Origin of the sequence: Pseudomonas sp. BSw22131, assembly GCF_026810445.1 — a bacterium.
In the GTDB taxonomy this organism is placed as follows: Bacteria; Pseudomonadota; Gammaproteobacteria; order Pseudomonadales; family Pseudomonadaceae; genus Aquipseudomonas; species Aquipseudomonas huanghezhanensis.
On the sequence record NZ_CP113949.1, the window covers coordinates 2,471,437 to 2,485,685 of the forward strand.

At 59.0% G+C, this 14,249-nt stretch carries 13 protein-coding genes; 11 read left to right on the top strand and 2 right to left on the bottom strand.

What is annotated here, in order from left to right; genetic code table 11:
• The 4 genes from OYW20_RS11015 to OYW20_RS11030 all read left to right on the top strand — a co-directional run bounded on the left by OYW20_RS11015 (position 1) and on the right by OYW20_RS11030 (position 4,255).
• Complete coding sequence (locus OYW20_RS11015; RefSeq protein WP_268800702.1) at positions 1–639, top strand: 2-dehydro-3-deoxy-6-phosphogalactonate aldolase; 639 nt, start codon at positions 1–3, stop codon at positions 637–639.
• Positions 640–688: 49 nt separating this feature from the next.
• On the top strand, positions 689–1,837 hold the full coding sequence (gene dgoD, locus OYW20_RS11020) for a galactonate dehydratase (protein WP_268800703.1): 1,149 nt from the start codon (positions 689–691) through the stop codon (positions 1,835–1,837).
• A gap of 195 nt (positions 1,838–2,032) precedes the next feature.
• Positions 2,033–3,346 (top strand): MFS transporter, encoded by a 1,314-nt coding sequence (locus OYW20_RS11025; RefSeq protein ID WP_268800704.1) that lies wholly within the window; start codon positions 2,033–2,035, stop codon positions 3,344–3,346.
• Between the two features lie 102 nt (positions 3,347–3,448).
• Complete coding sequence (locus tag OYW20_RS11030) at positions 3,449–4,255, top strand: IclR family transcriptional regulator (protein ID WP_268800705.1); 807 nt, start codon at positions 3,449–3,451, stop codon at positions 4,253–4,255.
• A 121-nt stretch (positions 4,256–4,376) separates the two neighbouring features.
• Here OYW20_RS11030 and OYW20_RS11035 read toward each other — a convergent pair whose 3' ends face one another.
• On the bottom strand, positions 4,377–5,429 hold the full coding sequence (locus tag OYW20_RS11035) for an NAD(P)-dependent alcohol dehydrogenase (RefSeq protein ID WP_268800706.1): 1,053 nt from the start codon (positions 5,427–5,429) through the stop codon (positions 4,377–4,379).
• A gap of 177 nt (positions 5,430–5,606) precedes the next feature.
• On the opposite strand from OYW20_RS11035, the gene OYW20_RS11040 reads away from it, so the two are divergent.
• Positions 5,607–6,509, top strand: a complete 903-nt coding sequence (locus tag OYW20_RS11040; RefSeq protein WP_268800707.1) for an AraC family transcriptional regulator — start codon at positions 5,607–5,609, stop codon at positions 6,507–6,509.
• A gap of 54 nt (positions 6,510–6,563) precedes the next feature.
• Here the strand turns inward: OYW20_RS11040 and OYW20_RS11045 are convergent, their stop codons facing one another.
• The gene (locus tag OYW20_RS11045) at positions 6,564–8,219 is read right to left on the bottom strand and encodes an electron transfer flavoprotein-ubiquinone oxidoreductase (RefSeq protein WP_268800708.1); all 1,656 of its coding nucleotides are present in this window, start codon (positions 8,217–8,219) and stop codon (positions 6,564–6,566) included.
• 528 nt (positions 8,220–8,747) lie between these two features.
• On the opposite strand from OYW20_RS11045, the gene OYW20_RS11050 reads away from it, so the two are divergent.
• From OYW20_RS11050 to OYW20_RS11075, 6 genes are all read left to right on the top strand, one after another.
• Positions 8,748–9,497 carry an electron transfer flavoprotein subunit beta/FixA family protein gene (locus OYW20_RS11050; RefSeq protein ID WP_268800709.1) on the top strand — a complete coding sequence of 250 codons (750 nt, stop codon included), beginning with the start codon at positions 8,748–8,750 and terminating at the stop codon, positions 9,495–9,497.
• Positions 9,498–10,424 carry an electron transfer flavoprotein subunit alpha/FixB family protein gene (locus OYW20_RS11055; RefSeq protein ID WP_268800710.1) on the top strand — a complete coding sequence of 309 codons (927 nt, stop codon included), beginning with the start codon at positions 9,498–9,500 and terminating at the stop codon, positions 10,422–10,424.
• 149 nt (positions 10,425–10,573) lie between these two features.
• The gene (locus OYW20_RS11060) at positions 10,574–11,395 is read left to right on the top strand and encodes a substrate-binding periplasmic protein (protein ID WP_268800711.1); all 822 of its coding nucleotides are present in this window, start codon (positions 10,574–10,576) and stop codon (positions 11,393–11,395) included.
• Between the two features lie 11 nt (positions 11,396–11,406).
• On the top strand, positions 11,407–11,760 hold the full coding sequence (locus tag OYW20_RS11065; RefSeq protein ID WP_268800712.1) for a DUF4398 domain-containing protein: 354 nt from the start codon (positions 11,407–11,409) through the stop codon (positions 11,758–11,760).
• Positions 11,757–12,572 carry an OmpA family protein gene (locus OYW20_RS11070; RefSeq protein WP_268800713.1) on the top strand — a complete coding sequence of 272 codons (816 nt, stop codon included), beginning with the start codon at positions 11,757–11,759 and terminating at the stop codon, positions 12,570–12,572. Before OYW20_RS11065 ends, OYW20_RS11070 begins: the two co-directional genes overlap by 4 nt.
• A gap of 218 nt (positions 12,573–12,790) precedes the next feature.
• A complete protein-coding gene (locus tag OYW20_RS11075) occupies positions 12,791–14,230 on the top strand; it encodes an aminotransferase-like domain-containing protein (RefSeq protein WP_268800714.1) in 1,440 nt (479 codons plus the stop codon).
• Positions 14,231–14,249: the final 19 nt, after the last annotated feature.

A 14,249-nucleotide genomic window follows, 5' to 3' on the forward strand; every position in this document is an offset into this window, starting at 1 on the left:
ATGCTTAAGCAAGCCCTCGTGCAAAACGGTCTGGTGGCCATCCTGCGTGGCCTGCGCCCGGAAGAGGCTCCAGCCATTGGCGATGTGCTGTATCAGGCCGGTTTTCGGGTCATCGAAGTCCCGCTCAACTCCCCGCAACCGTACGACAGCATTCGTTTACTGCGTCAGAGCCTTCCTGCCGATTGCCTGATTGGCGCCGGTACGGTGCTGACCCCTGAACAAGTGCGGCTGGTGAAGGAGGCGGGCGGGCAAGTCATTGTCATGCCTCACAGCGATCCTGAGGTACTGCGCGCCGCCAAGGAGTTGGGTCTGTTTCTGTCGCCCGGTGTGGCCACGCCCACTGAGGCGTTTGCGGCGCTGGCCAACGGTGCCGATGTACTGAAGCTGTTCCCTGCCGAGCAAATGGGACCTGCAGTGGTCAAGGCGTGGCTGGCAGTATTGCCGGCCGGAACTGCGTTGATACCGGTGGGCGGCATCACCCCGGACAACATGAAGCCGTTCCTGGATGCCGGCGTTTCGGGCTTCGGTTTGGGGTCCGGGCTTTTCAAACCGGGTATGAGCGCCGATGACGTGGCTGAGCGCGCCAAGGCGTACGTCGCCGGCTGGAAGCAGTCCAGCCAGGCCGGTGACACCCAGTAATCGCGCGGCAGTGCGCATGTATCGTTGAATTTGAATAAGAGAGATAAAAATGAAAATCACCAAACTCACGACTTTCATTGTTCCACCGCGCTGGTGCTTCCTGAAGGTCGAAACCGATCAGGGCGTCACCGGCTGGGGTGAGCCTGTTGTAGAGGGCCGCGCGCATACCGTTGCTGCGGCAGTCGAGGAATTGGCCGACTACCTGATCGGCAAAGACCCACGCAACATCGAAGATATCTGGACTGTGCTCTATCGCGGCGGCTTCTACCGTGGTGGCGCCATTCACATGAGCGCGCTGGCCGGTATCGATCAGGCGCTGTGGGACATCAAGGGCAAGGCTCTTGGTGTGTCGGTCAGCGATCTGCTGGGCGGTCAGGTACGCGACAAGATTCGTGTGTACTCGTGGATTGGCGGCGACCGACCGGCCGACACCGCGCGTGCCGCAAAAGAAGCCGTCGAGCGCGGCTTTACCGCCATAAAAATGAATGGCACTGAAGAGCTGCAGTTTCTCGACACCTTCGACAAGGTCGATCTGGCGCTGGCAAACGTCGCTGCGGTGCGTGATGCCGTCGGCCCGAACGTCGGCATTGGCGTCGACTTCCATGGTCGGGTGCACAAGCCCATGGCCAAGGTGCTGATGAAAGAGCTGGACCCGTACAAGTTGATGTTCATCGAGGAGCCCGTTCTAAGCGAGAACTACGAAGCACTCAAGGAGTTGGCGCCGCTGACCAGCACTCCTATTGCGCTGGGCGAACGTCTGTTCTCGCGCTGGGATTTCAAGCGCGTATTGAGCGAAGGCTACGTTGACATCATTCAGCCGGATGCCTCTCACGCGGGGGGCATCACTGAAACCCGCAAGATCGCCAACATGGCCGAGGCTTACGACGTAGCGCTGGCCTTGCACTGCCCGTTGGGGCCGATTGCGCTGGCCGCGTGCCTGCAACTGGATGCGGTTTGCTACAACGCGTTCATTCAGGAACAGAGCCTGGGCATCCACTACAACGAGAGCAACGACCTGCTCGATTACATCAAGAACCCGGAAGTCTTCGACTACGACAAGGGCATGGTGAAGATCCCCAACGGTCCCGGCCTGGGCATCGAGATCAACGAGGAATACGTCAAGGAGCGCGCTGCCATCGGCCACCGCTGGCGCAATCCGATCTGGCGCCATGCCGATGGCAGCTTTGCCGAGTGGTGATGCGGTTTTTGGTTCGGTCTGTCGCCCTGCGCTGACCGAACGGGCCTATTGCGAGCAAGCTCCCCCCCACAATGGATAGGTGACCGGCACAGCACCCGTTGGAGGAAGCTTGCCCGCGATGAGGCCAGCACGCGCTCCGAATGTACAAAGCACCTACCGCCAGACCTCAGATAAACATAAAAAGAGGCATGCCCCATGCGCGCACAAACCCTTGCACAGGCGCGGGCCACGACCGCCACGCCCACGCGTAAGCGTTTCTTCATCATGGTGTTGTTGTTCATCACCGTGGTCATCAACTACCTGGACCGCAGCAACCTGTCCATCGCCGCACCGGCCCTGACCACTGAGCTAGGCATCGATCCGGTGCATGTTGGCCTGATCTTCTCTGCGTTCGGCTGGACCTACGTCGCCATGCAACTGCCCGGCGGCTGGCTGGTGGATCGCGTGCCGCCGCGCATTCTCTACACCGTCGCGCTGGCCTTGTGGTCGCTGGCAACCATCATGCTGGGTTTCGTGGGCAGCTTTATCGGGCTGTTCATCCTGCGAATGCTGGTGGGCGCGCTGGAAGCACCGGCCTATCCGATCAACAGCCGCGTCGTTACCACCTGGTTTCCCGAGCGGGAGAGGGCAACGGCGGTTGGGTTCTATACGTCAGGGCAGTTCGTTGGCCTTGCGTTCCTGACGCCGGTACTGGCATGGCTGCAAGCCACTTATGGCTGGCATATGGTCTTCGTTGCGACGGGGGCGGTCGGCGTGATCTGGGCTGCGATCTGGTACAGGGTCTATCGCGAACCCCGGGATTTCAAAGGTGCCAACCAGGCGGAAATCGATCTGATTACCGAGGGTGGGGGGCTGGTCGATATCCAGGCCGACACCGCCAAAGCCAAACAGGGTTTCAGCTGGATGGACCTGGGCATCGTGCTGACCAGGCGCAAGCTCTGGGGGATTTACCTGGGGCAGTTCTGCCTGAACTCGACCCTGTGGTTTTTCCTGACCTGGTTCCCCACCTATCTGGTGAAGTACCGCGGCATGGACTTCATCAAGTCCGGGCTGCTCGCGTCGCTGCCGTTCCTGGCGGCCTTCGTCGGCGTGCTGTGCTCAGGGTTTTTCTCTGACTGGCTGATCCGTCGCGGGCACACCGTTGGCTTCGCCCGCAAGCTGCCGATCATTGCCGGGTTGTTGATTTCTACCTCGATTATCGGTGCCAATTACGTTGAATCGACGCCGTTGGTGATCGCCTTCCTGGCGTTGGCGTTCTTTGGTAACGGTCTGGCGTCGATCACCTGGTCGCTGGTGTCGACCCTGGCACCTGCACGGCTGCTGGGGCTCACCGGAGGGACGTTCAACCTGATCGGCAACCTCGCGGCGATTGCCACGCCAATCGTGATTGGCTTTCTGGCCACGGGGGATTCGTTCGCTCCCGCCATCACCTACATCGCCGTACTGGCCTTATTGGGTGCTTTGTCTTACATCCTGCTGGTGGGCAAGGTGGAGCGCATCGAGCTCTAACGCTTGCAGGAAGGGGGCGGCTGCCGTTTGCAGCCCTGTGGGCTGGCAACGATAATGCCGCCGGCTTTTTGATGGTTTCTTTCAGGATGGACAAAGCGCGATATGCAAGACACTTCCGATACCCCAAGCGTTGCCAGCAAAGATGCCGCGCCTACCGGGACGCAAACCTTGCTTCGCGGCCTGGGCGCGGTGCAGGCCGTGGCGAGTGGCGCGCGTGACCTCAAGGAAATCGCGCGCCTGACCGGCACCACCCGCAGCACTACGCATCGGCTGGTCAGTTGCCTGGTCGATGAGCGCTACCTGCGGGTGTTGCCGCAGGTGGGTTATCTGCTGGGGCCGAAGCTGATCGAGCTGGGTTTTCAGGCGCGCGACGAAGTGCCGTTGGCCATGCTGGCCCGACCGTTTCTCGATGAGCTGTCCGCATTGACCGGCGACACCGTGCATCTGGCAGTGCGTGACAGTGACGAGGTGCTGTACTTGCAGAAAAATCCAGGCCGCAACGGCCCCGAAATGCGCTCCCGCGTGGGACATCGCATGCCGTTGGCCCGGACCGGCATCGGCAAGGCGCTGCTGCTCGACAGTCCGGAAAGCGAATGGCTGCGTCTTTATCAGCTCAGTCAGCCGGAAGGGGGGCGCAACCCGCTGTGGCCCGCGCATCAGGAGCAGTCCTGGGAGCAGATTCGTCAGCGTATGCGTGAATACGTGGAAGGCGGTTATGCGTTTGATCTGGAGGACAACGAGCCGTCAATCCGCTGCGTCGCGGCGCCGGTCAGGGATGCAAGCAAGCACATCGTCGCTGGCATCAGCATTGCCAGTACGCTGCCATACATGCCGCTGGAAAAGATGGCCGAACTGGTGCCGGTGATCAAGCAGGCGGCGGCGAGGTTGTCGGCGGAGTTGGGTGGGTGATAGTGGACGGGCCTCTTAACCTGTAGGCGCGCGCTCGCCCGCGATGGCAATCGACCAGTCATGCATGCAGTGACTGAATAATCGCATCGCGGGCAAGCGCTCCTACAGAGGGCTCTCTGTATCAGGCCTTCAGCGTGGCCATGTCGATCACGAAACGGTATTTCACGTCGCCGGCGATCATACGGGTGTAGGCCTCGTTGATGTTCTTGATGTCGAGCATCTCGATGTCGCAGGTAATGCCGTGCTCAGCGCAGAAATCCAGCACTTCCTGAGTCTCTGCAATCCCGCCGATCAGCGAGCCAGCCAACACGCGGCGCTTCATCACCAGATTGGCTGCGTGCAATGCCGGATCAACCGGTTCGATCAAGCCCACCAGAATGTGCACGCCATCAAAGCGCAGGGTTTCCAGGTAGGGGTTGAGGTCGTGCTGCACCGGAATGGTGTCGAGCAGGAAGTCGAAATGACCGGCAGCGGCTTTCATCTGCTCGGCGTCGGTGGAAACGATCACATGATCTGCGCCCTGACGACGTGCTTCTTCAGCTTTGCTGGCCGAGCGGGTGAACAGCGTGACTTCCGCGCCCATGGCCTTGGCGAATTTGATACCCATGTGGCCCAGGCCGCCCATGCCCAGAATCCCTACCTTGTCGCCAGGTTCTACGCCGTAATGCTTGAGCGGCGAGTAAGTGGTGATGCCAGCGCAGAGAATCGGTGCGGCAGCGGCGAGGTCGAGCTTTTCCGGGATACGGACGACGAAGTGCTCGCTGACCACGATACTGTTGGAGTAGCCGCCCATGGTGTTGGTGCCGTCGATACGGTCCGGGGTGGCGTAGGTCATGGTCGCGCCTTCCAGGCAGTATTGCTCCAGGTCCTGAGCGCAGGCTTCGCAGTGGCGGCACGAGTCAACCATGCAGCCCACACCGACCAGATCGCCGACCTTGTGCCGCGTGACGTTGGCACCCACAGCGGTGACCTTGCCGACGATTTCATGGCCCGGCATCAGCGGATACACCGCGATACCCCATTCATTGCGTGCCTGGTGAATGTCGGAGTGGCAGACGCCGCAGTACATGATTTCGATGGCCACGTCGTCGACGCGCGGGTCGCGGCGTTCGAAAGACATGGGGGCGAGGGGGGCAGTGGCCGATTGGGCGGCATAACCGATTGCTGTGTACATGTGGAGCCTCGCGGGGAGATGACAAATGAGGCTGGCTATTCTGGACAAGCGAGGCGCTCGCGGCCATGACCATTCCTACGTGTGTCATGCCTAATCCTCCGGCGTTCATCGGTTGATCATCGCCGCAGGCTGCTTATCTGCGATCATGCCGGTGTCTAATCCTCTGTCTGGTTGCCCATGCCGTCTTCTCAAACCTTTGCCTCCGATGCTGCCCTTGTCTCATTGATCAAACCCCTCGCCACGCGTCCTGGCTTTGTCGACACACGTCTGCCCGGCGTGCAGATGCTGTCGTGGGATCACTACGTGGCCAGCAGCCCACAGATCTACGAGCCCAGCCTGATCATCCTTGCCCAAGGCAGCAAACTGGCGCGTCTGGGTCCGCGAACGCTGGAGTACGGCGCCGGCCATTACTTGGTGCAGGCCCTGTCGGTGCCGTTCATGTGCGAGACCTTCGCCACGGTCGAGGAGCCTTTGTACGGCGTTTCCGTGGCGATTGATCGTCTGGTGCTGGGCGAACTGGTTCAGGCGATGGACCTGCTGCCGGATGCCGCCGTCAGGGCGCAAACACCTGAGTCGATGACTTCTGCAACGCTGGATGCGGCCATGCGCGAGAGCGTAGAGCGCTTGCTGCGCTGCCTGCATGATCCTCTCGATTGCCAGGTGATGGGGGCGGCCCGTTTGCGCGAGGTTCTGTATGTCGCGTTGCGTGGGCCGCAGGCAGGTGTGCTGCGTGCACTGGTGGAGCAGCAGGGACATTTCGCACGCATCGCGGCCTCGTTGCAGCACTTGCGCGATCACTACGATCAGGCATTGAGCGTCGACGACCTGGCCAGTTGCGCCAATATGAGTGCTTCGACATTTCATGAGCATTTCAAGCGCAGCACGTTGCTGTCCCCGGTGCAGTACCTCAAGCGGGTACGCCTGCTGATGGCGCAGCAGATGCTGGTCGGAGAAGGTCTGGGGGTTGCGCAGGTGGCGCACAAGGTGGGTTATCAGAGTACGTCGCAGTTCAGCCGCGAGTACAAGCGCTACTTCGAGCGCAATCCGGGGGAGGAGGGGGTGCAAAGAGATGCGAGCTGAAAGCTACAAGCTGCAAGCAACGGGCTTGCGGCTTGAAGCTTGCAGCTGCTTTTCCTACATATTCGGGTAAGTCGGTCCGCCTGCGCCTTCCGGTGCCACCCAGGTGATGTTCTGCGAAGGATCTTTGATGTCGCACGTCTTGCAGTGCACGCAGTTCTGCGCATTGATCTGGAAGCGTTTTTCGCCGTTTTCCTGAGTCACCACCTCATATACGCCAGCCGGGCAATAACGCTGCGCGGGCTCGTCGTATTTGGGCAGGTTGACGCTGATCGGGATGCTCGGATCTTTAAGCTTCAGGTGGCACGGCTGTTCTTCTTCGTGGTTGGTCCCGGAGATGAACACCGAACTGAGTTTATCGAAGCTCAGTTTGCCGTCGGGTCGCGGGTAGTCGATCTTCTTCGAGTCGGCGGCCAGCTTCAGGCAGGCATAGTCGGGCGTGGTGTCGTGCAGCGTGAAGGGAATCTTGCCACCAAAAATGTTCTGGTCGATGAAGTTGAACGCACCGCCCATGATCGCGCCGAACTTATGGATCGCCGGGCCGAAGTTACGGCTGGTGAACAGTTCTTCGTGCAGCCAGCTGGCCTTGAAGGCGTCGACGTAAGTGTTCAACGCATCGCCGCCTTCGTTGCCGGCGAACAACGCGTCGGCCACCGATTCTGCAGCCAGCATGCCTGACTTCATCGCGGTGTGGCTGCCCTTGATCTTCGCGAAGTTCAGGGTGCCCAGGTCACAGCCGATCAGTGCGCCGCCCGGGAAGACCATCTTCGGCAAGGAATTCAGACCGCCTTTGCAGATCGCGCGGGCGCCGTAGCTGATGCGCTTGCCGCCTTCCAGGTATTGCTTGAACACCGGGTGGTGCTTGAGCCGCTGAAACTCGTCAAACGGCGACAGGTACGGGTTGCTGTAAGAGAGGTCAACGATCAGGCCGACGACCACCTGATTGTTCTCCAGGTGATAAAGGAAGGAGCCGCCAACGTTCTCATCGTTCAGCGGCCAGCCAGCGGTGTGCACCACCAGGCCCTGCTCGTGCCTGGCCGGATCGACTTCCCAGATTTCTTTGAGGCCAATGCCGTAATGCTGGGCATCGGCGTCGCTGTCGAGGTTGAAGCGCTTGATCAGTTGTTTGCCGATGTGTCCACGGCAGCCCTCGGCGAAGAGCGTGTATTTGCCGCGCAACTCCATGCCGGGGGTGTACAGGCCCTCTTTCGGATTGCCTTCGCGGTCCACGCCGAGGTCACCCGTCAGAATCCCGCGCACGACGCCGTTTTCATCGATAAGCGCTTCCTGGGCAGCGAAGCCGGGGTAGATTTCTACGCCCAGGTTCTCGGCCTGCTGGGCCAGCCAGCGGCACAGGTTGCCCAGTGAAATTATGTAATTGCCTTCGTTGTGCATCGTCTTGGGCACAAAAAAGCCCGGCACCTTGTTCGAGGCTTCCGGGTCTTTGAGGACATAGATGTCGTCGCGTTTGACCGGTGTGTTCAGCGGGGCGCCGAGCGCCTTCCAGTCAGGAAACAATTCGTTAAGGGCGCGGGGTTCGAAAACAGCTCCCGAGAGGATGTGTGCGCCTACTTCAGAGCCTTTCTCGACCACGCAGACGCTGATTTCCTGGCCTGCTTGCGCGGCCTTTTGCTTCAGGCGGCAAGCGGCGGAAAGCCCGGCGGGGCCGGCTCCGACGATGACGACGTCGAATTCCATGTATTCGCGTTCCACAGGCTATCTCCTACTCAGGGCTCAACAGTATTTTTTTATATGAGGCATTAAAACCGACACACGGCGACAGGCTCACCCGGGCGTCATCACAAAGGGGCGCATTATATCTACACCACCCACGAGGTCCAATACAAACGTTTGTTTGAAATGGCCGCAGGGCGGATAAATCCTAGGTGCGCGGCTTGTGAGTGGCGTTTTTGTCGTATTGACCCGATTAGGTGTTCCGGTCAAGATACGGGCGGTTTTGCGCTCGCCGTAGGCTGAGCAGGTCTGCAAGAACACCTCTAAAGGCATTGCGGGCATTGTGTAGCAAAGCAGGCCCGGTTTCACGGGATCGCGGGCGGTGTGCAGTTTACACACCCTGCTGGCGTCTGGCTTCGATTGCCGGGCGTGGGTCACTGTTTTTGCCTAACTCACCTTTCAGCAAGCACGAATACGCTGTTTTCAGAGGTGTTCTTTACACTGACACGTACTCATCGCCGGGCAAGACCTGGCGACTTCTTTTCACCGGAGAGTAACGAGGAATCCATGAAGGTTCTTGTAGCTGTCAAACGAGTGGTCGACTACAACGTCAAGGTTCGCGTCAAAGCGGACAACTCCGGCGTCGATCTTGCCAACGTCAAAATGTCGATGAACCCCTTCTGCGAGATCGCCGTGGAAGAAGCGGTACGTCTTAAAGAGAAAGGCGTCGCGACTGAAATCGTCGTCGTCTCCATCGGCCCGACCACCGCTCAGGAGCAATTGCGTACTGCACTGGCACTGGGTGCCGATCGCGCCATCCTCGTCGAATCCACCGAAGACTTGACCTCTCTTGCTATAGCCAAGCTGCTCAAGGCAGTGGTCGACAAAGAGCAGCCGCAACTGGTCATTCTCGGCAAACAGGCCATCGATAGCGATAACAACCAGACCGGCCAGATGCTCGCGGCCCTGAGTGGTTACGCACAAGGCACCTTCGCCTCCAAGGTCGAAGTGTCGGGCGACAGCGTAAGCGTCACCCGTGAAGTAGACGCCGGCGCACAGACCGTCTCGCTGAAGCTGCCAGCTATCGTGACCACAGACTTGCGTCTGAACGAGCCGCGCTACGCGTCGCTACCCAACATCATGAAAGCCAAGAAAAAACCTCTCGAAGTGCTGACACCCGATGCTCTGGGTGTATCCACCGCTTCGACCAACAAGACCCTGAAAGTAGAAGCCCCGGCTGCTCGCAGCGCAGGCATCAAGGTCAAGTCGGTGGCTGAACTGGTCGAGAAACTGAAAAACGAAGCGAAGGTAATCTAAATGATCCTGGTTATCGCTGAGCACGAAAATGGCGCGATTGCTCCCGCCACGTTGAACACCGTTGCCGCTGCTGCACAGATCGGCGGCGACATCCACATACTGGTCGCTGGCCAAGGCGTTGGTGCCGTTGGCGAAGCTGCTGCAAAAATCGCTGGTGTGGCCAAGGTATTCGTTGCTGACAATGCAGCCTACGCTCACCAACTGCCTGAAAACGTTGCGCCACTGGTGGTCGAGCTGGCTTCCGGCTACAGCCACGTTCTGGCAGCAGCGACATCCAACGGTAAAAACATCCTTCCGCGCGTTGCTGCGCAACTGGATGTCGATCAGATCTCCGAGATCATCGCCGTTGAAAGCGCTGATACGTTCAAGCGTCCGATCTACGCCGGTAACGCCATCGCAACCGTGCAGTCTTCTGCCGCTGTGAAAGTCATCACCGTGCGTGCCACTGGTTTCGACGCTGTTGCCGCTGAAGGTGGCTCGGCCGCTGTTGAAGCCGTATCGGCTGCCCACGATGCTGGCAAATCGGCTTTCGTCAGTGAAGCGCTGGCCAAGTCGGACCGTCCGGAGCTGACCGCAGCCAAGATCGTCGTCTCCGGTGGTCGTGGCATGCAGAACGGTGAAAACTTCAAGCACCTGTACGCCCTGGCCGACAAGCTGGGCGCCGCGGTTGGCGCTTCACGCGCTGCGGTTGACGCGGGCTTCGTCCCGAACGACATGCAGGTGGGCCAGACCGGCAAGATCGTTGCGCCACAGTTGTACATCGCAGTCGGTATTTCCGGCGCGATCCAGCATCTGGCTGGCATGAAAGACTCCAAAGTGATCGTTGCGATCAACAAGGACGAAGAGGCGCCAATTTTCCAGGTAGCTGATTACGGCCTGGTGGCAGACTTGTTCGAAGCCATACCCGAGTTGGAGAAACTGGTTTAATCCAGTCCTCTGACTTATAAAGAGAGCCCGCTCGTTACGGCTGTTCCAATGCGTCAGGTCATCGTGGATCGGTGATGTACGCATTGACCAGTCGCTATCGAGCGGGCTTTTTATTGGGTGATTATTTGATCAGAAGAAAGGGAAGCACCATGTCGCCACGGCTGCCGCTGGCATCACTGGTTTTGAGTCTGGCCTTGCTACCGTTAATGGCACTGGCTTCAGGGAAGTGCGAGCGACTTATCGTAACCGGCAGCCCCGATGCGCCTCCTTATCTGTGGCGTGACCCGCAGGACCCCAAACATTTGATGGGTGCCAACGCTGATCTGATGAAAGAGGCAGCCGCGCAGATAGGCGTCAAAGTCGAGCTGATGTACGCGGGCAAACGGAGCCAGGCGCTTGACGAGGTTCGCACAGGGCGTATGGACATGTTGGCGGACACGCCTCTTAACAGTGCCGAGCTTGAGGCCCTGGATTTTATTCATCCGGCCATCGTTCAGAACGAGATCATGGTCTGGACCCACAAGAGCCAGGCGGTGCCGTTTAATCTCTTGGCGGACCTGCATGGGCATCCGGGCGCCCTGTCAGAGAAAACCCGCATCACCCCGTCATTCGAAGCTGCCATCAAGGAGCACTTGACCCTCGAAAAACAGCCCAACCTCACGCTGACATTTCAGCAACTGCTGGCGGGGAAAGTCGAGTATGTGCTCGCCGGCCGTTATGCGGGCATGGCGATGGCGCAGACTTTGAGCCCGTCAGGTGATCTGGTTTCACAACCGTTGGTGCTGGACAAACCCGGCCTTTACCTTGCGCTGTCGTTCAATTCGGCATGCAACGATTCATGGCTGCGCGGACAGCTGGCGAAAAAAATGACAGAATTGGCCGCATCGGGCCGCTCCGCTGAAGCGATAACACGCAATGTCGAGCTGTGGAAAGCTCAGCTTCAGCAGCCAGTCAGCGCCACACATCAGTAGGAATGTTTTTTTTGAAAATTCGACCTTTATTCGCAGCCATGGCGCTCGCCTCTCTGTTCGGCTGCGCGAACGATCCCGCGCCCTCCGAGCAACTGAAGCTCACTGAGCAGGCCGTCAGTCAGGCGACCGCGGTAGGTGCGACGGGTGAGGAGCCGGACATGGCGCTGGCAGAATCCAAACTCAAGCAGGCTCGTGCAGAGATGCAGGACGAATCCTACAAGGATGCGCGCATGCAAGCCGAGCAGGCGGAGCTGGATGCCCGTTTGGCCGAGGCGCGGGTGCTCACCTCCAAAAGTGAGGAGCAATTGGCCCAGATGAATACCCGGCTCAATCGTTTGCGCAAGCAATTGGGGGAGTCCCAGTGAACCTGATTCCACGTGCGTTGAGTGCTTGTCTATTGATGGGCGCGGCAGGGTTGTACGGTTGCGCAGGCCATCAAAACAGCGATGCCGCTTTGCAATCCGCCAGCACCGACTTTCAAAAGGTCAAGGAAGACACCAACGTGCTGCGCAGTGCTCCCAAGGATGTCATCCGCGCCGGCGAGTTGTTGGGCCGGGCGGAGCGGTTGTCGGGTTACATCGGCAGCGGTCAAGACGTCAGTCACTATGCTTATCTGAGCAGTCGTTACAGCGCGATTGCCCGCGAGCACAGCAATTTGCTGCTCAATCAGGAGCGGCTGGCGCGACTGGAGCTGGAGCGTCAACGGCTGCAGCTTGCGTTGCGAGAGCAAAAACTGGCAGGCGCGCAGCAACAAGGCAAATGGGCGGAAGACCAGATCATCAGTCTGTCCACCAACCAGACCGAGCGTGGCTTAGTCATGACCCTGGGCGACATGTTGTTCGACACCGGGCGTGCCGAACTCAAAGCCTCCGCCAACCGTACCGTCCTCAAAGTGGTGCAGTTTCTTCAGCTCAATCCAAAGCGGGTCATGAGAATCGAGGGCTATACGGACAGCACGGGAGACCGCCAGGAAAACCGTCAGCTTTCTCAAGATCGCGCTCAGTCAGTCGCTGATGTGTTGGTTGATCTGGGAATAGAGGAAGACCGCATCCAGGTCGAAGGTTACGGCGATCAATATGCCGTGGACGCTAATACGTCAGAGCGGGGCAGGGCCCAGAACCGTCGCGTCGAGATCGTTTTTTCAGATGAAAAAGGCCGGTTAAGCGCTCCCCGATAAATTATTTTCGCCAAGGCCCGGCATCGCTATACGCTGCCGGGCTTTTTTATGGGCATTTGTCCGTGAGGTTGGCGGATATGGCGCATTAAATTTTCGCGCACTCACACTTAATACTGGCGGCGGCTTGAACTGCCCCCGTACACTTTACAACTGTTACGGTGGTCCATTTCAGAGATCGCCTGGGCATGTGATCAAGAGTGGCATCGAGGGACGCGAAAATGACCAATCTTCTCCTGTATCAACGTATCGCCCAACAGCTTGCGGAAGACATTCGCCGTGGTGTTTATCAACCTGGCGAGCGAGTGCCTTCAGTAAGGAAAATGAGCTCACAGCTCAATGTGAGCCATGCGACGGTGCTTCAGGCGTATGCAAATCTTGAAGATCAGGGGCTGATTCGCGCGCGTCCACAGTCCGGCTATTACGTTCACCAAACCCCTGCGCTGACGGCGCCCACTCCCGATATTGCGCGTGTCGAGCGTCCCGGGCTGGTGACGCGGGCGAGCATCATTCAGCAGGTGTTGGTGGAGTCGCGGCGCGAAGGCGTGTTCGCGTTCGGCGCCGCTGTGCCCCATGTCGATTACTTGCCGGTCCGCGCGCTGCATCAACAGTTGGCCAAAGTCACTCGTTTCCAGAGTCCGCGTGCATTCAGCTACATGTTCAGCCCAGGTTTTGAGCCGTTGCGCCGCCAGGTGGCTATCCGCATGCGTGATGCCGGTGTGGTGGTTGATCCGTCCGAAGTGGTGATCACTCACGGCTGCGTTGACGCATTGCAAATGTCGTTGCGGGTACTGACAAGCCCGGGAGATCTGATCGCTGCCGAATCGCCCACGTACTACGGACTGTTGCAACTGGCAGACCTGCTGGGTCTGAAAGTCATCGAAATCCCAAGCGATCCGACCACCGGTATCAGCCTTGAGGCCCTGCAACTGGCGGCCAATCAGTGGTCGATCAAGGCCTTGGTGCTGACCTCGCGTTTGAGTAATCCGTTGGGCAGCACCATGCCCGAAGAACGTCAGAAGCATTTGCTACGCCTGGCGTCTGATTTTGATATCCAGATCATCGAGGACGATATCTACGGCGAGCTGATGTATGAGCAGGGCAAGACCAAAGCCCTCAAGGCGTTCGACCGGCTAGGGCGTGTCATCTACTGCTCGAGTTTTTCGAAAACCCTTTCGCCCGGCGTGCGGATCGGCTGGATGATTGCCGGGAAGTATCAGGCCGAGATACAACGATTGCAGACGTTCAGCACCCATTCCGCATGCAGCGTGACGCAAATGGGGGTAGCGTCCTACCTCGAGAACGGTGGCTACGACCGGCATCTACGCTACATCCGGCAAGAGCATCGAAAGAATCTCAGCGCCTTTCAGCTTGCGGTGCAGCAGATGTTCCCCGAGGGTACGCAGATCAGTCGGCCTCTCGGCGGTTTCATCCTCTGGATCAGCCTGCCGGGGAGGGTGAACACTCAGGAACTGCATGTAAGAGCGCTGGAGCAGGGCATCAGTATCGCGCCGGGTCTTATCTTCAGTAACACAGAACAGTTCAACCACTGCATACGCCTCAACTGTGGAATGCCCTGGAATCGCGAGGCGGAACGGGCATTGATGACGGTCGGGATGCTTGCAAAACAGTTATGTCAGGAGGCGGTACAGGCGTGGTGAGCAAGCGTTGGAATGTTTC